This is a genomic window from Bacillus cereus (assembly GCF_002561295.1).
In the GTDB taxonomy this organism is placed as follows: Bacteria; Bacillota; Bacilli; order Bacillales; family Bacillaceae_G; genus Bacillus_A; species Bacillus_A cereus_S.
In genome coordinates, this window is sequence record NZ_NTUG01000002.1 from 150,525 (window position 1) to 176,102 (window position 25,578).

Below are 25,578 nucleotides of genomic sequence, written 5' to 3' on the forward strand. Positions count from 1 at the left end.
AAACTGTTGACTAATGTAGGTCAACGGTTTTTCGCTTTTTAGGCTGTTTTTAGGGGAATATAAATAAAAATACGGTTTTTTAATAATTTTTATTGCGAAATATCGGCTCTACTTTTACAATGGAAAAGGTGTATATTTATTATACTAAAAAAACAAATCGGAATAATGTGAAAATTATAGTTTGTCTTTGTGCATGATATACAAAAGTACATATTAGGCGACATACATCATGTTATCGACTTGTAAGGAGAGAAGCAAATGAAAAGTGTAAGATTACCATCGATTCCAGAAATCATTATTCTTTTATTACTGTTTCTGACTGTTGTCTTTTCCTTTCAAACGATCTTTAATTTGCCGATTCAATTAGCGCTATTTATTTCATGGTTTTTAGTAATTGCGCTTGGATTAAGATTAGGGTTTCGTTATCAAGAGTTGCAAGATGCAATTACAAAGGGAATTTCAAACGGATTAGAAGCTGTGCTCATCTTAGTTGCTGTAGGAGCACTAATTGGAACGTGGATTGCTGGCGGCGTTGTACCGACATTAATCTATTACGGATTAGAATTTATTCATCCAAGTATATTCTTATTAGCAACGTTAATTATTTGTTCGATTACTTCTCTTGCAACAGGTACGTCGTGGGGAACAGTTGGTACAGCTGGTATTGCGATGATGGCAATCGGTGAAGGTCTTGGTTTACCACTTCCATTAGTTGCCGGAGCAGTACTTTCAGGGGCATACTTTGGGGACAAGTTATCTCCACTTTCTGATAGTACAGTACTTGCTGCTTCTATGGCAAAAGTAGATGTTATTGCACACGTTCGTGCGATGCTTGTGCTAGATGTTCCAGCATATATTATTACTGGAATTATGTTTACAGTTGCTGGTTGGATGTATGGTGGGGACAACGTTGACTTAAACAAAGTTGAATTTTTAAAAGAGGCATTATTAAAAGAATTTGATATTAAAATATGGATGCTTGTTCCAGCGGTTATTGTTATTATACTATTAGCAATGAAAAAACCATCCATGCCAACAATTGCAATGGGTGCGCTTCTCGGTGCAGTTTGGGCAACCTTGTTCCAAGGTATGCACTTTGGAGATGCAATTGGAACAGCATATAATGGATTTTCTATTAAATCAGGTGTCGATTTCATTGATAAGCTGTTAAATCGAGGCGGAATCAATGGTATGCTTGGTTCAGTAGCGGTTATTATTTTTGGATTAGGTTTCGGAGGATTACTTGAAAAACTAGGTGTTTTAAAAGTAATCGTATCAAAATTTGAGAAGAAACTAAATTCTGCAGGAAATGTAACGCTATCCACATTAATCGTTGCTTTCTTGGCAAACGTATTCGGTTGTGCAATGTACGTATCACTTATTTTAACTCCAAAAATTATGCAAGACAGCTATGATAAATTAAAACTAGATCGCCGTGTATTAGCGCGTAACTCAGAAGTAGGTGGAACGCTAACTTCAGGTATGGTTCCATGGTCTGATAATGGGATCTTTATGGCTGGTATACTAGGCGTTACAACATTATCATATATTCCATTCATGTGGATGAGCTTTGTGTCATTAGCACTAGCAATTATATACGGATATACAGGGAAATTCATTTGGTATGTTGATGATGCTGAAAAAGGAAAGCAAGCGTCATAATAACTAGGATTATCTCTTTCCATACTACAACAACCCGTAAGTTCAATGAGAACTTACGGGTTGTTTCGTTTCTAGTGATATTCGTATATTTCCCCTATCAGAAAGCAAAATATATAGTATCAAAAATAGGAGGAGAGCTATGACTGAATCATTATTGCTGGAGTACGGGGGAGTTATATTAATTTTGATCGCATTAGAAGGTGTTTTATCTGCGGACAATGCTCTTGTACTTGCTATTATGGTTAAGCACTTACCTGATGATGATAGAAAAAAGGCATTATTTTATGGATTATTTGGGGCGTTTCTATTTCGATTTGGATCATTGTTTTTAATCTCATTCCTTGTAGATGTGTGGCAAATGCAAGCAATTGGTGCAGTTTATTTATTGTTTCTTTCGGCGAGAAGTTTAGTTAAAATATATCGAAAAAAAAGGTGGCAAAGAGAAGGGCATGGAGAACAAGAGAAAAAGGTTGAGAAAAATAATTCGAAAAAGAGAAGTGGTTTTTGGTTAACAGTTCTTAAGGTAGAAGTTACAGATATCGCGTTTGCAATTGATTCTATTTTAGCTGCGGTAGCTCTTACATTGACAATTACCCCATTGAATAAAGGGATGATAGGTGGCCTTGATGCAGGAAGGTTTTTCGTTATTTTAACAGGTGGAATGATTGGTTTAATCATTATGAGGTTTGCAGCTACTTATTTTGTAAAGTTATTGCGCGCCAGACCTGGTCTTGAAACGGCAGCGTTTATGATTGTTGGATGGGTTGGCGTTAAATTAATTGTTTCAACGCTAGCGCATCCTATGGTCGGAATCATCGATGAGGAGTTTCCTCAGTCTGTTACGTGGAAAGCTATTTTTTATATCGTATTAATTGCAATTGGTGTTTGCGGTTGGTTTTTCTCTCCTGATCCATCTGAAACATAAAGTGAAACTTTAATCAGTGGGGGTTCCTCATCCCCGGCTGATTTTTGAGGTAGGAGTATTACGACCCGTTCGTGCGGGGGAATTTTTCAAATATAGAAATTATGAATAAATAAGAGTGAGAATCCTTATCATTTGAGGGGAAGTCTGTTACAATAAAAAATGTAGCGATTCTATTTTCAAGGGGATGAAAACATGGAGTACAGAATTGAAAGAGATACTTTAGGAGAAATGAAGGTTCCAGCTGATAAACTATGGGCAGCGCAAACACAACGCAGTAAAGAAAACTTTCCGATTGGAACGGAGCATATGCCACTTGAAATTGTGCAAGCATTTGCGATTTTAAAGAAGAGTGCAGCAATTAGTAACCAGAAGTTAGGGAAGTTATCTGAAGAGAAGGCTCATGCAATTGTAGAAGCAGTTGATGAAATTTTAGCAGGAAAATGGAATGAACATTTCCCACTTGTCGTATGGCAAACAGGTAGCGGTACACAATCAAATATGAATGTGAATGAAGTAATCGCAAACCGTGGGAATCAAATTTTAAAAGAAAAAGGGCTTGATGTACATATTCATCCGAACGATGATGTCAATATGTCTCAAAGTTCAAATGATACATTTCCAACAGCGCTTCACGTTGCTTGCGTGATAGCGGTAGAAAATCAAGTGTTACCAGCAATTATAAAACTAAAAGAAACGTTAGAGAAAAAAGTAAATGAATTTCAAAATATTATTAAAATCGGTCGTACGCATTTGCAAGATGCAACACCGCTTACATTAGGACAAGAAATTAGTGGATGGCATCGTATGCTTGAGAAAACGGAGCGTATGGTTGCTGATAGCAATACATATATGAAAGAACTTGCAATTGGTGGTACTGCAGTTGGCACCGGAATTAATGCGCATCCTAAATTCGGTGAGATGGTAGCAGGGGAAATTAGCCAGTTTACAGGTAAGCAATTTGTGTCTGCGCCAAACAAGTTTCATGCATTAACAAGTCATGATGAAGTTGTGTTTGCACATGGAGCGTTAAAGGCATTAGCAGCTGACTTAATGAAGATTGCAAACGACGTCCGTTGGCTTGCAAGTGGCCCGCGTAGTGGTCTTGGTGAAATTATTATTCCTGCAAATGAGCCAGGTAGCTCAATTATGCCAGGTAAAGTAAATCCAACGCAAAGTGAAGCGCTGACAATGGTGGTGGCGCAAGTTATGGGAAATGACGCAACAATCGGATTTGCAGCGAGCCAAGGTAATTTTGAGTTAAACGTATTTAAGCCAGTGATTGCATATAATTTCTTACAATCAGCTCGTTTATTAGCCGATGCAACAGTTTCGTTCAATGATAAATGTGCGGTTGGTATCGAAGCGAACGAAGAAGTCATTAACCAAAACGTAAATCGTTCTTTAATGCTTGTTACAGCATTGAATCCACACATTGGTTATGAAAATGCAGCGAAAATTGCGAAGCATGCTCATAAAGAAGGATTAACGTTAAAAGAAGCAGCGCTGCAATCAGGGTTATTAACAGAAGAACAGTTTGATGAAATTGTAGATCCAGCGAAAATGATTGCACCGAAAGAATAATTAAAATGGACAATAAAAGGCCAAGATTCTATTTGAATCTTGGCTTTTTTCTTGAATACGAATATTTTTTCGTTTTTCTTAAGACGTTCGAATGAGAATAGGCTAACATGTGATAGAAATTAGCCTAAAGGTATAATCAATATTTAAATTGTGGTTCGGTTTGAAGATAATAGCCATTTCTTACATGACCAGTCCAATTTGCAAAGAACTGTCTCGATGAAACACTGCTAAAGAATGAATCTATGGATTGTGTTTCAGAATGAAATGTCACGAGAAATCCCTCTTCGAATTTGTTTGATATCAAGTTCAATTACCTAATCTTTCTGTATAAGGGTAGGGATGTTTTTAGAAATAGTCACCTTTGATTTTATGATATGAATAAACGTTTTTTAAAAAAGTTTGCAAAATAGGTAAACAATCAATTGAAATGTCTGATTTATTCGTGATAAGATAATGGGGTAGAAAGTAGACGATATCATAATTTGTTTGTTTTATAACAAACTGTTTGGAGGATTGTTTAGTATGAGTGATATTTCGGAGAAGTTCTGGGATGCATCTATTGAAGAATTGAAGAAGGGATATATATTTGAAGAGGATACAGAAGAATACATTTGTTTAGCTTGTGGAGAGAAGTTTATAAAAGGTATTATTTATCAAAACCAAAATGTTTTATATGAAGCAGAGAAATTTGTTCAACTTCATATAGAGAATGAACATGTGTCTATGTTCGAATATTTATTAAATCTTGATAAGAAATTTACAGGTTTAACGGATTTACAAAAGAAGATGGTTCAGTTTTTTTATATGGGTCTAAATGACAAAGAAATTGTGAAAGAAATGGAGGGAGGAAGTACATCAACAATTCGCAATCACCGCTTTACATTGAGAGAAAAGATGAAACAGGCTAAGGTGTTTTTAGCACTGATGGAACTATCGGAAGAAAGATCGAAAGCACATCCTAAATTTTTGCCAATTCACAGAACAGCTACAATGGTAGACGACAGATATAATATTACGGAAGATGAAAATGATGAAGTACTAAAGTTGCATTTTACAGAGGGGTTAGATGGACCGCTTATTAAATTCCCAAAGAAGCAAAAGCGCAAACTAATCATATTGAGACATTTAGTGAAAAAATTTGATAGTAATAAGAAGTATACGGAAAAAGAAGTGAATCAAATTTTAGAAAATGTGTATCCGGATTTTGTAACTTTGAGAAGGTATTTAATTGAATACGGTTTTCTAGATCGAACTGCTGATGGAAGTAAATATTGGGTTAAGTTATAAGGAAAGATAAAAGAAAGAAGAATGGGAAATGAATAGAAGAGAAGTGGCTGGAGGATTGTAGCTATGTGGAGCGTGCGGGTATAACCGAGCAATCTCTTAATAAAGAAGAAATGAAATTTGAAATCAGGGGTAGATAATATGCAAGAGGGTGCAGAATCACAAAATCAACAAAAGGAAGGGAAACCGATATGGAAATCCATGTCCTTGTTTTTAGTTCCCTTACTTTTAAGTAATGTATTACAATCAGTTGGACAATTATTTGGGATGGTAGTGGTAGGGCGGTGGCTTGGTGAACAAGATTTAGCTGCTATTTCAGCATTCTTCCCATTATTTTTCTTACTTGTCTCGTTTGTAATTGGAATTGGCTCTGGTAGTTCTATTTTAATTGGGCAGGCTTTTGGAGCGCGTAATGAGGAGCGTTTAAAGGCTATTGTTGGTACAACACTTACATTTACTTTTATCATAGGAGTTGTTTTGGCGGTAGTAGGAAGTATATTTGCCATGGATATTATGCGCTTTATGGGGACGCCGGAAAATATTATTGATATGAGTGTACATTATGCGCGTATTTTATTTATCTCCATGCCAGTTCTATTCTTATATTTCGCATATACAACATTTATGCGCGGGACAGGAGATTCTAAAACGCCATTTTATTTCTTAATTGTTAGTACAGCATTGAACATGATATTGTTACCTGTTCTTATTTTTGGCTGGATTGGAATGCCGAAACTTGATGTGTATGGGGCAGCTTATGCTTCGGTTATATCAACAATTATAACCTTCGTTGTCATGTTAATGTATTTAAAAAAGAAAAATCATCCATTGCAATTGGATGAAACAGTGCGAAAATACCTTCGTATGGATGGGGAATTATTAAAATTATTGCTACGCCTTGGTATTCCAGCGAGTATTAATATGATATTAGTTTCGTTATCTGAAATTGCAGTTATTGCATTTGTAAATCGCTACGGTTCTGATGCAACCGCAGCCTATGGAGTCGTGAATCAGGTGGCAAGTTATGTACAGATGCCAGCAGTCAGTCTTGGAATTACAGTATCTATTTTCGCTGCACAATCTATTGGTGCGAATCAATTTGATAAGCTACAGAAAGTTGTTCGAGCGGGGATATTGATGAACTATATCATTGGTGGTATATTAATTGCTTTCATTTATTTATTCTCAAGAGAAATTTTATCTCTATTCTTAACAAATCCGAATACAATCGAAATCGCGCATAGTTTAGTTATGATTACATTATGGAGCTATTTAATCTTCGGTCATGCTCAAATTATTGGTGCAACGATGCGAGCGAGTGGAACCGTATTATGGCCGACTGTTATTGGTATCGTATCCATCTGGCTTGTGGAAGTTCCAGTGGCCTACTATCTTTCGTATCACACAAATCTTGGTATAAAAGGCATATGGATTGGATACCCAGCAGCGTTTATTGTGAGCTTACTGTTACAATATGGATATTATAAATTTTCATGGAAGAAGAAACGGATTACAAGACTGGTTAGTTAACTAAAAACAAATAAAAGTGTCTCTAAGCATTCGCATTTAGGGACACTTTTATTTTTATCCTGCTATTCGAGGGCAGTAAGACCCCCACCTCAAGATTCAGAGAGAAATAAGAAAGGTAGGAGAGTGAGTTACATACTAAGGACCACACAGATTAACGTTTTACTCTATATCAGTACTCATAAATAACTTTTTAAAGTTACATCAAAATGGTGTTTCATGAGTTTTCCATCATATATATAGAATTCCCAAGCTTTCTCAGGATCACCTATAATCTCAAAGGAATGTTCTGTGATATATAAAGCGCAATTATCTTCTAAAGCAATTCCATCTGCATTATATGCATGGTTTTGTAAAAATAAATGAAAAGCAGTCGCTCTATCTGGCTGATTATAATGGGGACAGAAGTGTTTGTTTATGATATTCCAGCCATCACTTTCGAGGTAGCCGTCCCCTTTATAATGAGAGCGAAGCCCGGTTGTAAACCAGCACATAGCACCGGAGCTATACCCTGCAATAAATGTTTCATTGTGCAAGGCCGCAAGTAACTTTTCATCTATTTTGTATTCTTTCCATTTTTCAAGCATATTGATATAATTTCCTCCGCCTAGATAGATAAGGTCAGCAAACTGAATCATTTCATTTATTGTATCTTCACTAGGGTTTTCTTTTATGCAGCGTAGAATGTGAACATCACACTGTAGCTGTTTTTCGAAAGTTTCTCTAAAGTCTTTTATATAATCTTCATCATCATTGCTTGCCGTTGGGATAAACAATACGTTTGGAGAGTGTTTCCCTGTTAACTCTATAAGTCGTTGATTTAAATGGAAATGATCTGTTTGTTCAAAGTAACCTCCACCAATTACAGCTAACTTCATAATGAATCACCACCTAATAGATTTTTGTTATTGATAAAGTTTCGCTACAGGAGAGTGGCTTTCCTTCTATAACAAAATATGAAAATGGGAAAGTACTTTGTATATAAAGTGAAGAAATACACGGTATAGAAATGTAATGAAAAATTATGTTGTAGGAATCATAATTCCATATTTGACCTTTTGTGTATTATATACTACAATCTGTAGTGTGAAAGGAGACATGATATGTTTACTCAAAACTATAAATTGAATGAACAAGGATTAAATCATTTCTTTGGACCGCTCGAAGCGAAGATTATGGAGATTATTTGGAATAAACCAGATCGTACAATTAAAGAAGTTCAGCAACAACTCAGTGAAGAGTCTTCTATAAACTTTAATACAGTAATGACTGTGATGAATCGGTTAGTAGAAAAAGGTCACCTAAAAAAACAAACAGTAAAACGAAGCGGTGTATATTGTACCATACAAACGAAAGAGTCCTTTTTATCCAACCAAACAAAGAAAATGACACAGGAATTAATGGGGGAGTTTGGAGATCTTGTTGTGAATCACATGTTAGATGAACTAGACCAAGCTGATCCAGTTTTAATAAAGAAGTTAGAAGCAAAACTAAATCAACTGAAAAAAGAGGATTAGTATGATGAAGTGGCAAATACGAAGAATGGTATTGTTAGCGAGCATCATAAGTATTCTCTTTTTCGCTATGTTAGTGTACTACGTTACATATCCATTTCTCTTTGGGGATAAAGCTCTTTTTTTATCGCAGTTTTGTCTCTTTGAATTACAACAACATATGAGAGAATTATCCATCATTCGCATTGTAATGGGAGGTTTGCTAGTATTCACCTTATTTGTTGTGTGTAAAAGAGTATGGAGGCAGTTTTTCTATAGCAAAAAATTAAAGCGAAATCTAGTTGAGATTACTCATAAAGGGAAACAACTGTACTTGCTGCCGTCATTAGAAGTTACGGCATTTACAATTGGATTGATGCAACCGCAGATTGTTCTTTCGGAAGGTGTTTTTCAATCATTTACAGACGAAGAAATCGATGCGATTGTTTTACATGAAGAATACCACCAAAAAAATCGTGATCCGCTTAAATTGTTTCTTTTTACGGTGCTAGCGGAAGGAATGATGTATATTCCGGTATTGAAAGGGATGTTACAGCGTTATCATGTGTATCAGGAGCTATTAGCGGACAAATATGCGATGGATCAAATGAAATCATCGTTTGGGTTAGGTAGCGCGTTATTGAAATTAATGAAAATAAAAACAGCATCTAATCCATTTATAACAGCTTCTTTTGCGAAGACAGCAATCAATTTACGTATTGAACAAATTGTTAGCCCATCATCTATAAAGCTTAGCATGCCGTTACATACGAATTCTGTTTACATGACAATGGGGCTATTTCTTATTTCGTTTGTACTGATTATTGGAGAGTGCATATAGCCTCTTTTTTTAATATTAAACACTACTTTATGTAGTGTTTTGTAGGAGGAGTAAAATGAACGCAGCAGACTTGACGATATGGCTTGTAGTGGGTGCGGGGATTCTTTCATTTGTATCTCCTTGTTCACTGCCGCTATATCCATCTTATTTATCGTATATTACAGGTGTTTCTATTCAAGATTTAAAAGAAAATCGCGGTATGATGCAGAAATCAGCACTGATGCATACATTGTTTTTCATAATTGGTTTTTCCGTTATATTTTATGCGTTAGGTTTATCGGTCAGTTGGATTGGTGTAACATTTTCATCCAACCAAAGACTCATTCAACAAATCGGTGGAATTTTTATTATTATCATGGGTTTATTTATGACAGGGCTCATTCAACCGAAATGGCTTATGTCTGAAAAGAAATTTCATTATAAAAGTAAATCAACTGGGTATATTCGTTCTATTTTTGTTGGCATGACATATGCAGCTGGATGGACACCGTGCGTAGGGCCAATATTCTCTGCAGTATTAATGCTTGGTGCAACTAATCCAGATGAGGCTCTTCTTTATATTACAGCTTATACACTTGGATTTGCAGTGCCATTCTTTATCATGGCATTTTTTATAGGTAAGGTAAAATGGATCGTTACATATGCGGGCGTCATGATGAAAATTGGCGGGAGCATGATGATTTTGACAGGTATTTTACTTTATACGAACCAAATGACGAAAATAACAGCATTCTTTATCAGATTATTTGATGGATTTACAGGATTTTAAAAATAGGGGGAACGAACGTGAAAAAACTAATTGCAATTATACTGGCTGGGGCACTTATTTGGGCTGGGGTTAACTTTTATAATTCTAAGCAAGAAGAAAAAGAACGGAAAGCAAAACAAGCGGCACTGCAAGAGAAGGAAGTGTTACCACAAGTAGGATTTAAAGCGCCGAAAATCACATTAAAAGGATTAGATGGAAAGCTTTATTCATTAAATGATGCAAAAGGAAAACCGTATATTATTAACTTTTGGGCATCATGGTGTGGTCCATGTGAAATGGAAGCACCGGACTTAGTACGCCTTTATGATACATACAAAGGAGAAATCGAAATTTTTGCGGTGAATGCAACGGTTAGTGATCCAGTATCAGAAGCAAAGGCATTTGCAGATCGTTTCGGATTTAAGTTTCCTGTTTTACTAGATATAGATGGAGTGGCTGGACTTGATTATAAAGTTTTTTCATTACCAACAACGTTTTTTGTTGATAAAGATGGAATCATTGTAGACCAAGTGCGCGGCGTATTACCTCCAGATCAGTTGGAAAAGAAATTTAAGAAATTAATTAAGAAGTAAAAGGGGACATCGTAATGATGATGGACTGGATGGTAAAAATACAGCCGGTTTCTCCCATAGTAGGGAGTTTGTTTGGACTCATGCTCATGAAATTAAAAATGAAAAGTCAAGGTCTTTTATATGAAAGAATGATGGATGCCGTAACAAATGGATTTTTAATCATCATTTTAACATGGAAATTTGTGCCAGTAATTTTGAATCCAGGTTGGGCTTTTCAATCGCCATGGCAAGCGTTATTAGCTGTAGGGAGTACTCAGCACATTATAATTGGTTGTTTCATTGCAAGCGGATATATTGTATGGAAATGTAAAAGGGATAATTTCTCGCTTTCTGTTTTACTAGATATACTTCCATTTGGGATAGGGAGCATCATCATTTTCTATTTTTTATTTCATCAAAAGGTTGGTTTGCAGACAACAATGCCGTGGGGAATGAAACTTTATGATTCAAAGTTTTCTTATCACCCTATATACATGTATGAAATCATTATAGCAATTTGTCTAATGGGCTGGTTGTGGGGACAAAAAGAGAGGCTAGGAACTAGAAAATACATAAGTTATTTTCTAATCGTAGAAGGAACTGCTCATATTTTTATTTCGCTTATAAACGAGCAGGTCCCGTTATTATTCGGTCTTTCTATACAGCAGATACTTATTTTTGTTGTGATTAGTACAGGGATTGTGTTACTTCCAAAAAAGAAAGTGAAACTTTAATCAGTAGGGGACTTCATTTTCCCCACTGATTATCAGCCTTCACCAATCAGACTTTTATGAGCGACCTTTTCCGCCGAATTTCTGACTATATCATAACTATGTTGCTTCAAAAAAGAAGGGTAATACATATTATTTATGTATTACCCTTTTACTATGTTTTGAGCTGAATGTATTAGAAGATAGGTGGGGTAACTGAAAATAAGACAATTGCATTTTGACTAAAATTATTTATCCACTTATGTTTTAAATACGCTGGTATTTTGACACTATCACCAGTTTCTAATATATACTCTTCTTCACCTAAATACACCGTAATTTTCCCATCTAAAACAAATGCTAATTCTTCTCCTTTATGCTCTAGGAGATTTTCCGAGGAAGAAGTGTTCGGAGGCACAGTCATAATTGTTGTTGCTAAATTTCCTGTGAAATCTGGTGATAACAATTCATAGGATAAATTATCAATAATCATTTTTTTTCGTTTATTGGAACGTACGATTAAATCGTCTGTATTTGTTTCTTCAAGTAAAAAACTAAATGTTGGAACATCAAGAGCTTTAGCTAATACTTTCAATGTTTGAATGGAAGGATTAGCGGAACCACGTTCAATTTGACTTAGCATAGACGGCGTAATTTCAGCCATATTTGCTAGTTCTTTACTACTCAAACCTTTCGCTTTTCGTTGTTTTTCGATCTTTTTACCGATATCTATATTTTCCATGATACATTCTCCTTACTGGATGTTTAATTATATTTAAAAAAATTAAATTTAAATTAACGAAAATGTGATTTTATGTTAAACTGTATTAAAATTAAATTAATTATAATTTATTATATAGCTGGCCACAAGGACATAAGGAGGAAGAGAAATGAAGGGGATAGAGGAATTGAAAGAACAATATCCACTATTAAACAATCTAATTGCATTGGAAGAAATATTTTGGGTGAATCCGAACATTAGAAATTTCCAAACAGCGATACAAGCCTCCCCGCTTACGGAGGACGATGTAAAAGGTGCTGAAGAGAGATTAAAGCGTTTCGCACCATATATTGCAAAAGTATTCCCAGAAACGAAAGGAACGAATGGAATTATAGAATCTCCTTTAGTGAGAATACCTTCTATGAAACATTCTTTGGAGAAAAATTACGGGCAAGCTCTATTGGGAGAAATAGTATTAAAATGTGATAGTCATCTTCCGATATCAGGCTCGATCAAGGCTAGAGGTGGCATTTATGAAGTGCTGAAACATGCAGAAGAATTAGCTTTTCAGCACGAAATGTTAACGGAGCAAGATGATTATTCAATTTTAGATAGTAATAGATTTAGAGATTTTTTCGCAGAGTATTCTATTGCGGTAGGATCAACGGGGAATTTAGGTCTTAGTATCGGTATTATGAGTGCTAAGTTAGGCTTTAATGTAACGGTTCACATGTCAGCTGATGCAAAACAATGGAAAAAAGATTTACTAAGAAGTAAAAATGTAACGGTTATTGAATATGAAGCGGATTATAGTAAAGCGGTAGAAGAGGGGAGATTGCAAGCAGAGGCAGACCCTCATTGCTATTTTGTTGATGATGAAAATTCACATGATTTATTTTTAGGGTACGCGGTGGCAGCATCTCGATTGCAAAAACAGCTAGAAGAGTTAGAAATTGTAGTAGATGAAGAACATCCTTTATTCGTTTACCTTCCGTGCGGGGTAGGTGGGGGACCTGGAGGAGTAGCATTTGGCTTAAAGTTATTGTATAAAGACAATGTTCATTGCTTTTTTGCAGAGCCTACTCATTCACCATGTATGTTACTCGGCTTAATGACTGGGCTTCATGATAAAATTGCAGTTCAAGATATTGGTATCGATAATGTAACAGATGCGGATGGTCTTGCGGTAGGAAGAGCATCTGGATTTGTTGGTAAAACGATGGAACCATTTTTAAGTGGGAGTTACACAGTTAGTGATGAAGAGTTATATAAGTTGTTAAAAGAGCTTGCTGATACAGAAAAAATCTACTTAGAGCCTTCTGCACTAGCAGGGATGATTGGACCGGTTAAATTATGTAAAGAAGAAAAAGAGTATTTGCAAAAGCATCATGTAACAGAAAAAGCAAGAAAAGGTACACATATCGTTTGGGGAACTGGTGGTAGCATGGTTCCTGAAGAAGTGATGATGCAATATTATCAAAAAGGTTCGGATTTAACGTTAGAGGAAAAGAAGTAAAAAAGATGAGGCTTAGATGGCCTCATCTTTTTTATTTAAGCAAAATTACCTCTAAGAGTATATGGAAATCAGTTCAATTTACTGTATATCGAATGAGTCATTCTAATAAATACTAAAATTCTTTGTTATTTTTAACGCGGTTCATTATAGTATAGGTATAAGCTTTTATAAAATATAAAGAGTTACGAATATAGATTGAATATAATGAAAAAGTTTCATTTCACAGAATTTGTGAGCGCAGGAAAGCCCACACGCTTTAGCTGTGGGAGTGGTCAAATAACAAGAGGGTGTGTATATAATGTCAGTACAGTCAAAATATTTAGCGGGTATTTCACTTGGGGTGATGGGAGTAGGGTTTGCGGCGACTATACCATTCCAAGGTTCAATGGTAGGAGCAATTGTACAGGGCGGATTTGAAGCAGGATTAGTAGGAGGACTGGCCGACTGGTTTGCAGTTACAGCGTTATTCCGCCATCCGATGGGGATCCCAATTCCACATACAGCGCTGCTCCCTAAAAATCGAAAACGGGTTACAAAAGGGCTTATTTCTACACTGGAAAATGAGTGGCTAACGAAGGAAAGTATAACAAGTAAAGTGAAAGAAATGCAGTTATCACAAATGGTGTTACAGATTGCAGAAAGAGAGTTGCAATCCGATAGCGTGAAAAAAGGAATTGTGACAATTGCTGAAAAAGCGATTCTTCAAATTGATACCGAAAAGTTAGCGGTTGTAATTGAAAAAGAATTAAAAACATATTTACATACGGTTAATACAGGAAATATACTGCAAGTCCTGATCGATCAATTAGTTGTACAAGAATACGATGAAAGAACACTTGATTACATGTTAGTCAAAGCGAAAGAGTGGACGGCTCAGGATGAAGCTCGTTATCAGCTTGGAAGCTTAGGAATGAAAGCGATGGAAAATATAAAGGTAGATGGATTTTTGCAGTTTACTCTTAAATCGTTCATGAATATTGTAGATGAAGATAAAATTGGAAGTATATTGCAGAAGTTTGTAATTAGTAATATTAGTAGTTTGCAGGATCCTGCTAATAGTACAAGACAGCTTATATTAATGAAAATTCGTCAAGAACTTATCAATGTTAAAGAAAATGAAGCAGTATTACAAGAACTAGAGAAGTGGAAGGATAATTGGATTACAAATTGGAATGCTGCTGAGCGAATAACAGAATTGTTAGGACATGTACAAGAAAAAGCAGTCGATTTTATTAAAAAAGAAGAATTTGCAGATCAATATCTTCTTCCGTTCTTAACACGTCAAATGAACAAAGTGAAAGAAGATCCAGTAACAGTTCAAAAAATAGAAGACTGGTTGCAAAAGCAAATTGTAAACCTTGTTGAAAACAATCATTCTAAGATTGGAAAGCTCGTACAAGAAAATCTTGATAAGTTAGATGATAAAACGCTAATTGAAATGATTGAAAATAATGTCGGCAAAGATTTGCAGTGGATTCGAGTGAACGGTGCTGTTTGTGGGTTTATGATTGGGTTAGTTCTGGAGGGATTAAAGGCTGTTATATAGTTATATATGTAGTATTGAAAAACATCTTCGGTTTATCGGGAAGGTGTTTTTCTTATTTTGTATAATTATTTTTAAGTAGAGCTATTTCATATATATGTAATACAATCTGAAAGGAAGTACAGAGTGGGAAATGTGAGATGAAAGGATGTGAATGTTAGTAGGAGAAGGTCCATACTAACAAACATGAAAATAAAAATATTAATAGCCGATGATAACTCGTTTATTAGAGAAGGCATGAAAATTATTTTAAATACATATGAAGAGTTCGAAGTATTAGATACTGTAAATGATGGAAAAGAAGCAGTAGCGTATTGTAAAAAGCATGAAGTCGATATTGCGCTTTTAGATGTTCGTATGCCAAACATGAATGGGGTAGAGGCGACGAAGTTAATTTGTGAAGAGACGAAAACGAAACCGCTTATTTTAACGACGTTTGATGATGATGAATATATTTTAGAGGCAGTAAAAAACGGAGCAAAAGGTTATTTGTTAAAAAATAACGATCCGGAGCGTATTCGTGATGCAATAAAAGGAGTGTACAACGGCCAAACTGTTATGCAAGATGTTGTTCTTGATAAAATTAAGAGTAATTTACTCGAAAATAAAGAAGCGGAGTCTAAAATAGATAAGAGCCTTTTCACAGAAAGAGAGCTTAGTATTATCGCATTAATTGCAAAAGGTTTCTCGAATAAAGAAATTTCGAAGCAACTTTTCATATCAGAAGGAACCATTGCAAATTATATTACATCTATTTTAGGAAAAACTGGACTAGAACATCGTACGCAAATTGCGATTTATTATTTAACGGGGAAAGTAGATTAATCTTATGGAATTTTGGTTAACTGTAAGTAAATTCATTGTCTTTTTATATATTGTGTTCAGTTACATTCACTCAAATGTTACGAACTTACCGTGGATTATATTTACGTTACTTTTATATCTTTCTGTAAACGTGACGATTTCTATATTAAAGAAAGATGCGTATAAAAAAGTATTAATCTGTGCGTCAATAGGTGTAGTCATACTATTCACATGGAAGGTTCATCCATCTTTTATTTTGTTTTTACCTTTGAACTTATACGAAGTCGTAAGTTATTACATTGAAAAGAAGTGGAAAATCTTTTTCATAATGATCCTTCCTATCATTTTTATAGGTGATGATCTTCAAATGACGTATGGGCTCATTAGCGCATTTTGTTTTCTCGCTTTAACGATAGCAGATCGTTATATAGCGCGCTTAATAAAATTAGAAATGCAAAATGATAAGATGCGAAAAGATATGCAAAGACTTACGAAAAGTTTAAATGAAAATAAAGAGTACATAAGGCAATCAGAATACACATTTAAGTTAGAAGAGAGAAACAGGTTATCACAAGAAATTCATGATAAAATTGGGCACTCGATGACAGGCGCACTGATTCAAATGGAAGCGGCAAAGAGATTGATGGAAATGGATAAAGAGAAAGCGGCGGAGTTATTGCAAAATGCGATTCATATTTCTAAAGATGGGATTGAAAGTATTAGAATTACTTTAAAGAATATGAAACCACCAACTGAACAAGTTGGAATTCATCGTATGAAATTATTCATAGATGAATTTGCGAGCAAGCATGATGTAAAGATTCCTTTCGTATATAAAGGGAATTTAGATATGATTTCCCCGATTCAGTGGAAAATCATCGGTGAAAATGTTACAGAGGCGTTAACAAATGCGATGAAGTATGCAGATGCAACGGTCATTTCAATTGATTTACATGTTCTTAATAAGGTAATTAAAGTGCAGGTGAAAGATAATGGGAAAGGGGCATCTCTTGTGAAAAAAGGACTTGGTATTATCGGGATGGAAGAGAGAACAGCATCAATTAACGGGAAGATAATTGTAGATGGAACGGATGGTTTCTCGGTAACGACGCTATTACCAATTTCCTAAATGAAGATTGTAATGAATGATCTCATATGAAAAAAGTGAATATTCTCATGTGAAAAGAATGAACTTCTGCACTGAGCAGGTTCATTCTTTTTGTTTATAATAACAGCAGAGAAACCGAAATAGGGGTGAAATGATGAATACATTGGAAATTAAAAATTTAACGAAAAAATTTGGTGATTTCATCGCAGTAGATAATATGTCTTTATCAATTAAAGAAGGAGAAATATTTGGATTTTTAGGATCGAATGGTGCTGGTAAGAGTACAACAATTAATATGATTGCTGGCTTGTTAAGAAGTAATGAAGGTGAAATTAGCATACTAGGAAAAAATATAAAGAAACATAATCGATTTGCGAAAATGAACATCGGCATTGTTCCGCAAGATATAGCGATTTATGAGGAGCTAACCGCCTATGAAAATGTGAAATTTTTTGCTGGATTGTACGGACTAAGAGGTGCTGAACTAAAAGCGAGAGTGGAGGAAGCACTTCAATTTGTAGGGCTTAGTGATAAGCAGAAAAGTTATCCGAAAAACTTTTCTGGCGGGATGAAAAGAAGGCTGAATATCGCTTGTGCAATTGCGCATAGACCGAAGTTGATTATTATGGATGAGCCGACAGTTGGGATTGATCCGCAGTCAAGAAACTATATTCTTCAGTCTGTCCGAAAATTAAATGAAATGGGAAGTACGATTATTTATACGAGTCACTATATGGAAGAAGTAGAAGAGATTTGTACAAAAATAGCGATTGTAGATCACGGTAAAGTGATTGCAGAAGGTACGAAAGAACAGTTAAAAGCGATTATTACCGATACGAAAGATATTTGGATTGAAGTGAAGTCGGTAGAAAATCTAGACGTAGAAAAATTAAAAGAAATAAATGGTGTGAAAGCTGTTCAAATTGAGGAGAACATAATTAAAGTAAATTCTGATGCAGGATTGAACAATTTAAACAAGATTATAGGGCACTTTATTAATCATGACATTGAAATTCGCTCGTTAGAGGAGCAGGCTCCGAATTTAGAAACAGTATTCCTTACATTGACCGGAAGAAACTTACGAGATAAATAAAGTCATATGAAGAAGAGAAAAGGGAGGTTCATCGATTGAATATCTTCAATATTGTAATTATGCACATTAAAAGAGATTTCAGGGACGTAAGAACTTTAGTTTTTATGTTAGCATTTCCAATTGTGCTTATGCTTGTGTTGGGTACAGCGTTAAGTAATGCATTTAATAGCGATAGTCATTCTCTTAAAGATATACAGGTGCTATACAAAGATGAAGCGAGTAGTACATTTTCGCAATCATTTGAAACGTTTGCGAAAGAAGTAAGTAAATCGGGTATTCACTTTAAGAAAGCTTCCGAAGGTATAGATGGAAAAGAAGAAGTGAAGCAAAATAAATATGCTGCTTATGTGGAATTAAATAAAGATGGTGTGAAATTTTACGGAAGTGACAGAAGTAGTGTTGAGGGAAGTATTATTGAAGGAATACTGACGGCGTTTGTTGATAAGTATAATGTAGCCGTTGAAGTTGCGAAAGTAGACCTTAGTAAAGTTAACGAAGTTATTTCAAATGGAAATCATAATGATTATATAAAAGAAACGTCATTACAAGCTGCTAAAAAACCAGGTTCGATGGATTACTATGCAGTTGTAATGACGACGATGATTGCGCTGTATGCTGCAATGGGAGCGAGTTTTCTAATTCGTGGAGAACGATTACGTAAAACAGGAGATCGTCTCATTGCAGCCCCTATAAGTAAAGCTGAAATTTTCATTGGGAAAGTGCTCGGTAGTCTTGTAGCAAATGCACTTTGTCTATTACTCGTCGTTTTATTTAGTAAATTTGTTTTTCAAGCGAACTGGGGCGACCATCTTGGAATCATATTTCTTATTTTACTAACAGAGGTCTTTCTAGCGATAAGCTTCGGTTTAGGAATCGGATATATGACAAAAACAGGTGAGTCATCTAGAGCGATTATTATGATTGTTGTACAATTGGCTTCTATTTTTGGTGGTGCGTATTTCGTAGTGGAAGAAAATTTCGTTACGAATTTATCACCATTAACGTGGGCGAACACAGCCGTTATGAAAATAATATATGCAAATGACATAGGAGCGGCATTACCGGTAATCTCTTTAAACCTCGGAATATCAGCACTCTTTTTATTCATTGCGATTATTGCATTACGTAGACGGGAGGGGCTATAGTATGAAAGATATTTTATGGCTCATACAAAAAACGTTATCTGTACTTTTGAAAAATAAAAAAGGGTTATTAATAATTATTAGCTTGCCGATAATAGGAACAATTATTTCTTTTTCGATATATGGAAATGTAGGGCAAGGGACTTTAAATATCGGGGTTATAAATAAAGAAAATCAGCCGATAGCAAATGATACAGTAAAATTTTTAGAAGGGTTAAATCATGTAAATGTAAGTAAAGTTAAGGAGTCTGAAGTGGAAGATAAACTCACTTCAAAAAAACTTGATGGCGTTATTACACTACAGTCGGGCTTTTCGGAAAGTGTTCGAGAAGGAAAGCCAAGTCACATTGAAATTTCATCGATTAAAGGCGATCAAGTAACAGCATTTATAAAATCGTATTTATATAACTATATTGATAATATCGCAGCGATTAGTAAAGTGGCAGGGGCTGATCAAAGTACGTTTAATAGTCTGTACGCTGGGTATCAAAAAAGTTCATTTAAAGTAAAGGCTGAGACGCTTGAAGATACGTCAAAAAATAATGATATGACAAATCAAACGATGGGTTATCTTATCATGTTTATGTTATTTTCAGCGGTGAACTTATCAGGATTTATTTTAAAAGAAAAAGAGAATAGAACGTATTTTAGATTGTTATCAACACCGATAGATGGAAAGAAATTTATATTATCTAATGTCGCGGTAAATATGATGATATTAACAGTGCAAATCGTTATTGCAGTATTATTTATGACAAATGTTTTTCACACAAATATCAATATGCCTTTCATAGTGATGATTGGTGTACTCATGCTATTTGCTTTAATCGCAATTGGCTTGTCATTAGTCATTGTGTCTTTTTCAAAAAGTTCAACTGCTGCAAATGCGATGCAAAATATAGTTATAGTACCAACATGCTTGCTCGCTGGATGCTATTTTCCATATGACATCATGCCGAAAGCAGTACAAAAAGTAGCTGATTTCCTCCCGCAGCGATGGTTATTAGACACAATATCAAAATTACAGCAAGGTATTCCATTTTCTGAGTTGTATTTAAACATTTTAATTTTATTCGCTTTCGCGATTGCATTCTTCCTAATTGCCATTTATAAATTCGGAAGAAATAATGATGCGAGGAATTTTATTTAATAAAAGGGGTGCAGTATAATGCTGCATCCTTTTTTGTAATTGTTCATAAAATATAATCTCTATTGAAATACTATCTGAAGACAATTATTTTGTGCGGAAGGAAAACGAAATGGTGAAAAAGATATTACGTATTATTCTTATTATCGTGAGCATAGTAATTTTTCTCTGTACTTGGATGCATATTGATGTAACTCTGGGGAGAAAAATAGAGGCTGAGAAAAATCAACCGAAAGAATATGCTCCTCATTATAGTGATTTTCAATTATATGTAGAGGGGAAACCGCTATATAGTCAATTGTTTTCTGATATAAAAGAAGCAAAGCGTTCTATTTTTACTTATTTCTATATTATTTCGAATGATAAAAGTAGCCACACTTTCTTAAATTTGTTAAAAGAAAAAGCAAAAGAAGGGGTACAAGTATACTTATCAGTCGATTGGATCAATGATTTATCTTTCGAAAGAAAATATAAAAATGAATTGCAGGCAAGTGGTGTCCATTTTACATATAGCAGGAAACCAGAGCTCCCATTCTTTTTTTATTCGCTCCATCATCGCAATCATCGCCGTATTACAACGATAGATGGGAAAATAGGGTATAGTGGTGGATTTAATATAGGTGATGAATACTTAGGTAAAGATAAGCGTTTTGGATATTGGCGAGATTATCATATTCGATTGCAGGGAGAAGGGGTAACGGATTTAGAGGAGCAGTTTGTAATAGATTGGAAACGAGATGCTTCAGAAGAAATTGTGAGAACAGCTGAGCCTGTTAGTAAAGGGAAAACGTTACACACTATGTCTAGTTATAATGGACATAAAGTAGTTACGAAGTATATGGAATTAATACAACAAGCGAAGCGTTCTATCGTAATCGCCACACCTTATTTTATACCAAGAGATAAAGAACTTATGAATACTTTAATTCAGGCACGAAAGCGGGGAGTATCGATAAAAATACTTTGGTCTTACAAACCTGACGTGCCGCTTATTAAAGAAGCAGCGTATCCATATATTCGTCAGTCGATTGAGAATGGAATCGCTGTATATGGATATAAAAAAGGGATGTTTCATGGGAAAGTAATGGTATTCGACGATGAAATAACTGTGATTGGTACAACAAATTTTACTTCGCGTAGTTTTCATATGAATGATGAGATGGACTTTTACGTATATGGTGGCCCGCTGATTCAGCAAATGAATCAAGCGTTAACACAAGATTTTCAAGATTCAAAAGAGATCACTTCGTCCTTTTTTGATCATTTATCATTTTTAGAGAAGTGTAAAGAAAAAATAGCAGGGCTGTTTAATTACTATTTATAATAAAAATGGAATGAGGATTCATGTAGAAAATTCCTATTGTTAGGAGGCAATTTCAAATAGTAAAGGAAGAAAAACACTCTTCTCCACATACACTTCGATGACATAAACGAAATCATTAGGAAAAAGGGATACTATTTCACACAACAGGCGGATGTAGTGATAAAGAAAGAGTACCTAAAAAAATTACAATCTAGAGGGTTAAACGGTGTTAACTCCAATCGTTTTGAAAATGCCGTCCGTACCCTGTTGTCTCAATTCTTTCTGGGGCTATCACGACTATCTACAACAAACAGTCAAGTATTTATTTTCTGAGGGCGGAATGACGTTCCCAGAATTGTTAGATAAACCAGGCCGAACAATGCTAACATATAAATCGAAGTACGCATGTAATAAAAGTCGGAAAAGGATTTCGATTTTTAACACCGATTGAGTGTGAACGATTAAATGGTTTTCCTAATGATTGGACAAACACAGGTATGTCTAATCGAATGAGATATTTCTGTATGGGAAATGTGCTTGTTGTGGGGTTAATTGAGCGTATGGCCGAAAGGGTATATGAGATAGATATTATAGTTAGAAAACAACCAGAGATTAAATTTGAGGAGATGGTATAAGCCATCTCTTTTATAATATATAAATCTAGGTTGTACAGACTTTCTTGTCGTATAATTGATTTAAGGAGTATTTCTCTAGTCTTAGAGGTTATGTGATAGGCTTACTTATGTTGAGGTACTTTTTCTTTCAGTTTTTAGGATTTATGAGACTCTAAGGCTTAATAAAATTATATTTCATTCTAGAGGTGAAACAACTTAATGAAAATTGGTGTTATAGGCTCAAAGTTTTTTTTGGATTCCTTATCTAAACATTACCCTTTATTTCCTGAAGTTAAATTTATTTCTTATCAGTATGAGAACCCAGAACAAAGCGGTATGTTAGTAGAAGAAGCAGGTAGAGAAACTGATTTAGTACTGTTTTCCGGTTCGATTCCTTTTTATTTTGGGTATAAACAAGTTAAAAATAGTTCTATAGAAGGTATATATATCCTTTTTGATGAATTGACTGTAGCACTCTCATTATTATCAACTTCCCATCTAGGAAAAGTAAATATAAATAAGATTTCTATAGATTTACCAGATCAAAATCTGTTATTGAAGGTTCTTGAGGAATCAGAAATCGTTGAAAAGTCCCTTCATGTTAAGGATTATCCTTGGATATATAAGAGGGATGGGGAAACACGTGAACTAAAAATAGCTGAATTTGTCCAATTTCACAGTAAACTGTATCATGAAGGACAAACCCTTTTTGCACTAACGAGTATTCATGCGGTTTACCAAGAGCTTCAAAGACTGGACATTCCCTCTAGATACATGGTTCAGTCTAAACAGACATTGATTGATAGTCTTACAAAAGCTATATCTTTGTTGAAATTAAAGAAAACAGAGGAATCGCGAATTGCTGTTATTTCTATTCAAAGTTATCAACAGTCTCTTAAGAAAAGCGAACAATTTTTGATTTTTTTACAGAAGCTGAGTAAGAGGCTACATGCTCGAGTTAATTTGGAATATCTAGATCCTAATTTGATTTATACTACTCGTGGAGCATTGCAAGCGTTTGGAACCGATTATTATAGTGACATTATTGTTGAAATGGAAAAAGAATTCAAAACTTTATTCCAAGTTGGCATTGGGTATGGATACACGATTCAAGAGGCGGAAACTCATTCTGCTCAAGCGCTATTTTTCACGAATAAATTTCTAAAGAATAATTCGATTGCATGCTTAGTAGATGAGAATCAAAAATTACATGGGCCCTTATTTGAAAAAACTCATCATGTAGAGTTGAAAAATGAGGATCAGGCTATTCAAGAACTTGCTGGTGAGTTGAAAATGAGTGCAAAAAATATCAAGTTAATTTACCAGTTTATCAAAATTAATAATTTTAAAGCTTTTTCCGCGGCGAACCTGGAGGAATACATGAATTGTACACGCCGGTCGGCAGAAAGATTTATTAAAAGACTTATAGATGGGGGATGTTTTTTGCAAGCAGGTGAGGAACACCCTTATGAACAAGGAAGACCTCGAAATTTATACATAGCCACTGATAAACTAAAAGGGGTATATAGTATTCACGATTGACTGAATAGTGTGAATACTATATATTATTTACATTAACGACATATAGCGACAGTTTTGAAAGGGGAGATCGAGTTGATTAATGAACGTTGTGAGATTTATGCCGTTCATTTGCCTTTAAAAGAGCAATTTGTTATTTTCTATGACACCTATAAGTACATGCCGTCTGTTATTGTAAAATTAATAGTAGATAACGGTTTAGTAGGATATGGTGAAGCGGTACCTGATGATTAATATTTTTATTAAAACTAGATTGAGGAGATTACTTAGGATGAGGTGAATTGATGGAAACGGAAAAAAATACTGTACCGGTTAAGAAAAAGACATGGTTAAAAGTACCACATACATATACTCTCATATTTCTCATTATTATCCTTGCAGGGCTTGCTTCATATATAGTTCCTGCAGGTGAATTTGATCGCGTGAAGGATGAAGAGTCTGGGAGAATGTTAGTTGTCGATGGAAGTTATCATACGATTGAAAGTGATCCTGTGAGCTTTTTTGATATGTTTACGTCAATTCCGTTGGGCTTGGAAAAGGGGTCCCAAATTATCTTTTATATTTTTCTTGTAAGTGGTGTATTTGGAATAATTCAAACTACTGGGGCAATTGAAGCTGGAGTCCATAAAGGCGTACGTTCTCTTGAAGGCCGAGAAAAGCTATTAATTCCGGTCAGTATGATAATTTTTTCTATCGGTGGTTTTACCATGGGGATGGCGGAGGAAACAATAATTTTCGTGCCAATAGGTATTGCAATAGCCAGAGCAATGGGATTTGATGCGATTACTGGAACGGCAATGATTACCCTAGGTGCTGCCAGTGGTTTCTTTGGAGGTATGCTTAATCCGTTTACCGTAGGGGTTGCTCAATCACTAGCTGAGGTACCTTTATTCTCTGGAATTGGTTTCCGAGTTGTTGTCTATTTTTTTGTACTAGGTTTTGCAATTTGGTATGTCAGCCGTTATGCATTTAAGGTAAAACGAAATCCTGAAAAAAGTATAATCTATGATATTGAGCAAAAAGAAAAGAAAGTGACAGGGTTAGCTGAATTCCCAGAGTTGACCGGACGCCACAAGCTAGTTTTTGTAGTTTTGATTTGTGGTTTAGCATGTAATGTGTATGGTGTGTTTAAATGGAAATGGTTTTTAACAGAGCTTACGGCTTCCTTTTTGATTATAGGTATCGTTTGTGGATTAGTTGGCGGCTTGAAGTTAGGGAAACTTTTCGATTCATTTATCGCGGGTGCTAAGGCAGTTACATTTGGGGCATTAATCGTTGGATTTGCACGAGCTATTACAGTTGTTTTAGAGGAAGGGAAAATCATTGATTCATTAGTTTATATGATGACCGCGGGAATAAGTCAATTTCCGGAATCATTGAATGTCGTAGGTATGTTTTTTACTCAAGCGTTTCTGAATTTATTCATTTCTTCAGGTAGCGGGCAGGCAGCTGCCACAATGCCAATTATGGTTCCAATTACTGATATTTTAGGATTAGAAAGGCAGATTGCTGTGCTTGCTTTTCAATACGGAGATTCTGTTACGAACTCTATTATTCCAACGTCTTCTGCGTTAATGGGATACCTCGCTGTTGCTGGAATTCCATATGAGAGATGGGTAAAATTTATTTGGAAATTAATTCTCGGGTGGGCTTTCATGGCTTGTATTGCATTAATAGCTGCAGTCGCTCTCGGTATTTCCTGAGA

The 25,578-nt window shown here is 35.1% G+C and carries 23 protein-coding genes and 1 pseudogene; 22 read left to right on the forward strand and 2 right to left on the reverse strand.

Going from position 1 to position 25,578, the window contains the following annotated elements:
* Nucleotides 1-258: 258 nt before the first annotated feature.
* The 5 genes from nhaC to CN373_RS01465 all read left to right on the forward strand — a co-directional run bounded on the left by nhaC (nucleotide 259) and on the right by CN373_RS01465 (nucleotide 6,982).
* On the forward strand, nucleotides 259-1,662 hold the full coding sequence (gene nhaC, locus CN373_RS01445) for a Na+/H+ antiporter NhaC (protein WP_098358662.1): 1,404 nt from the start codon (nucleotides 259-261) through the stop codon (nucleotides 1,660-1,662).
* Between the two features lie 139 nt (nucleotides 1,663-1,801).
* Nucleotides 1,802-2,587, forward strand: coding sequence for a TerC family protein (locus CN373_RS01450; protein ID WP_098358663.1), 786 nt, complete (start codon nucleotides 1,802-1,804; stop codon nucleotides 2,585-2,587).
* Nucleotides 2,588-2,779: 192 nt separating this feature from the next.
* Nucleotides 2,780-4,168 (forward strand): class II fumarate hydratase, encoded by a 1,389-nt coding sequence (fumC, locus tag CN373_RS01455; protein WP_098358664.1) that lies wholly within the window; start codon nucleotides 2,780-2,782, stop codon nucleotides 4,166-4,168.
* 522 nt (nucleotides 4,169-4,690) lie between these two features.
* Nucleotides 4,691-5,455, forward strand: a complete 765-nt coding sequence (locus CN373_RS01460; protein WP_098358665.1) for a DUF2087 domain-containing protein — start codon at nucleotides 4,691-4,693, stop codon at nucleotides 5,453-5,455.
* Between the two features lie 138 nt (nucleotides 5,456-5,593).
* Complete coding sequence (locus tag CN373_RS01465) at nucleotides 5,594-6,982, forward strand: MATE family efflux transporter (RefSeq protein WP_186322211.1); 1,389 nt, start codon at nucleotides 5,594-5,596, stop codon at nucleotides 6,980-6,982.
* Nucleotides 6,983-7,158: 176 nt separating this feature from the next.
* Here the strand turns inward: CN373_RS01465 and CN373_RS01470 are convergent, their stop codons facing one another.
* Nucleotides 7,159-7,857 (reverse strand): Type 1 glutamine amidotransferase-like domain-containing protein, encoded by a 699-nt coding sequence (locus CN373_RS01470; protein WP_000762148.1) that lies wholly within the window; start codon nucleotides 7,855-7,857, stop codon nucleotides 7,159-7,161.
* A gap of 225 nt (nucleotides 7,858-8,082) precedes the next feature.
* Between CN373_RS01470 and CN373_RS01475 the strand changes: the two genes are divergently transcribed.
* Genes CN373_RS01475 through CN373_RS01495 form a run of 5 tightly spaced genes read left to right on the forward strand, consistent with a single transcriptional unit; the run spans nucleotide 8,083 to nucleotide 11,367 of the window.
* Nucleotides 8,083-8,496 carry a BlaI/MecI/CopY family transcriptional regulator gene (locus CN373_RS01475; RefSeq protein ID WP_000495056.1) on the forward strand — a complete coding sequence of 138 codons (414 nt, stop codon included), beginning with the start codon at nucleotides 8,083-8,085 and terminating at the stop codon, nucleotides 8,494-8,496.
* 4 nt (nucleotides 8,497-8,500) lie between these two features.
* Nucleotides 8,501-9,313 carry a M56 family metallopeptidase gene (locus tag CN373_RS01480; RefSeq protein WP_033664664.1) on the forward strand — a complete coding sequence of 271 codons (813 nt, stop codon included), beginning with the start codon at nucleotides 8,501-8,503 and terminating at the stop codon, nucleotides 9,311-9,313.
* Nucleotides 9,314-9,368: 55 nt separating this feature from the next.
* Entirely contained in the window at nucleotides 9,369-10,082 is a 714-nt protein-coding gene (locus CN373_RS01485) for a cytochrome c biogenesis CcdA family protein (RefSeq protein ID WP_000990451.1), read from the forward strand.
* Between the two features lie 17 nt (nucleotides 10,083-10,099).
* Complete coding sequence (locus CN373_RS01490; protein ID WP_000733166.1) at nucleotides 10,100-10,654, forward strand: TlpA family protein disulfide reductase; 555 nt, start codon at nucleotides 10,100-10,102, stop codon at nucleotides 10,652-10,654.
* A 17-nt stretch (nucleotides 10,655-10,671) separates the two neighbouring features.
* The gene (locus CN373_RS01495; protein ID WP_111901883.1) at nucleotides 10,672-11,367 is read left to right on the forward strand and encodes a prolipoprotein diacylglyceryl transferase family protein; all 696 of its coding nucleotides are present in this window, start codon (nucleotides 10,672-10,674) and stop codon (nucleotides 11,365-11,367) included.
* A 172-nt stretch (nucleotides 11,368-11,539) separates the two neighbouring features.
* Here CN373_RS01495 and CN373_RS01500 read toward each other — a convergent pair whose 3' ends face one another.
* On the reverse strand, nucleotides 11,540-12,085 hold the full coding sequence (locus CN373_RS01500; RefSeq protein WP_000427627.1) for a helix-turn-helix domain-containing protein: 546 nt from the start codon (nucleotides 12,083-12,085) through the stop codon (nucleotides 11,540-11,542).
* 148 nt (nucleotides 12,086-12,233) lie between these two features.
* Between CN373_RS01500 and CN373_RS01505 the strand changes: the two genes are divergently transcribed.
* The 12 genes and pseudogenes from CN373_RS01505 (at nucleotide 12,234) to CN373_RS01555 (ending at nucleotide 25,576) form a co-directional block, all read left to right on the forward strand.
* On the forward strand, nucleotides 12,234-13,580 hold the full coding sequence (locus CN373_RS01505) for a D-serine ammonia-lyase (protein WP_098358668.1): 1,347 nt from the start codon (nucleotides 12,234-12,236) through the stop codon (nucleotides 13,578-13,580).
* Between the two features lie 298 nt (nucleotides 13,581-13,878).
* Nucleotides 13,879-15,126, forward strand: coding sequence for a DUF445 domain-containing protein (locus tag CN373_RS01510; protein WP_000116139.1), 1,248 nt, complete (start codon nucleotides 13,879-13,881; stop codon nucleotides 15,124-15,126).
* Between the two features lie 183 nt (nucleotides 15,127-15,309).
* Nucleotides 15,310-15,948, forward strand: a complete 639-nt coding sequence (locus CN373_RS01515) for a response regulator transcription factor (protein ID WP_000694088.1) — start codon at nucleotides 15,310-15,312, stop codon at nucleotides 15,946-15,948.
* A gap of 4 nt (nucleotides 15,949-15,952) precedes the next feature.
* The gene (locus tag CN373_RS01520) at nucleotides 15,953-17,056 is read left to right on the forward strand and encodes a sensor histidine kinase (RefSeq protein ID WP_000397653.1); all 1,104 of its coding nucleotides are present in this window, start codon (nucleotides 15,953-15,955) and stop codon (nucleotides 17,054-17,056) included.
* Between the two features lie 133 nt (nucleotides 17,057-17,189).
* Entirely contained in the window at nucleotides 17,190-18,128 is a 939-nt protein-coding gene (locus CN373_RS01525; RefSeq protein WP_001093817.1) for an ABC transporter ATP-binding protein, read from the forward strand.
* Nucleotides 18,129-18,163: 35 nt separating this feature from the next.
* The gene (locus CN373_RS01530) at nucleotides 18,164-19,273 is read left to right on the forward strand and encodes an ABC transporter permease (RefSeq protein ID WP_098358669.1); all 1,110 of its coding nucleotides are present in this window, start codon (nucleotides 18,164-18,166) and stop codon (nucleotides 19,271-19,273) included.
* Between the two features lies 1 nt (nucleotide 19,274).
* Nucleotides 19,275-20,420: an ABC transporter permease gene (locus CN373_RS01535; RefSeq protein ID WP_000651869.1), complete on the forward strand. Its 1,146-nt coding sequence runs from the start codon at nucleotides 19,275-19,277 to the stop codon at nucleotides 20,418-20,420.
* 109 nt (nucleotides 20,421-20,529) lie between these two features.
* Nucleotides 20,530-21,741 carry a cardiolipin synthase gene (gene cls, locus CN373_RS01540; protein ID WP_000239308.1) on the forward strand — a complete coding sequence of 404 codons (1,212 nt, stop codon included), beginning with the start codon at nucleotides 20,530-20,532 and terminating at the stop codon, nucleotides 21,739-21,741.
* Between the two features lie 295 nt (nucleotides 21,742-22,036).
* Nucleotides 22,037-22,355, forward strand: a pseudogene (locus CN373_RS01545) (DNA cytosine methyltransferase); the annotation flags it as partial.
* A 198-nt stretch (nucleotides 22,356-22,553) separates the two neighbouring features.
* Nucleotides 22,554-23,876 carry a MarR family transcriptional regulator gene (locus CN373_RS01550; RefSeq protein ID WP_098358670.1) on the forward strand — a complete coding sequence of 441 codons (1,323 nt, stop codon included), beginning with the start codon at nucleotides 22,554-22,556 and terminating at the stop codon, nucleotides 23,874-23,876.
* Nucleotides 23,877-23,948: 72 nt separating this feature from the next.
* Nucleotides 23,949-24,107: a hypothetical protein gene (locus CN373_RS25440; RefSeq protein WP_002056359.1), complete on the forward strand. Its 159-nt coding sequence runs from the start codon at nucleotides 23,949-23,951 to the stop codon at nucleotides 24,105-24,107.
* A gap of 50 nt (nucleotides 24,108-24,157) precedes the next feature.
* Nucleotides 24,158-25,576 carry a YfcC family protein gene (locus CN373_RS01555; RefSeq protein WP_098358671.1) on the forward strand — a complete coding sequence of 473 codons (1,419 nt, stop codon included), beginning with the start codon at nucleotides 24,158-24,160 and terminating at the stop codon, nucleotides 25,574-25,576.
* Nucleotides 25,577-25,578: the final 2 nt, after the last annotated feature.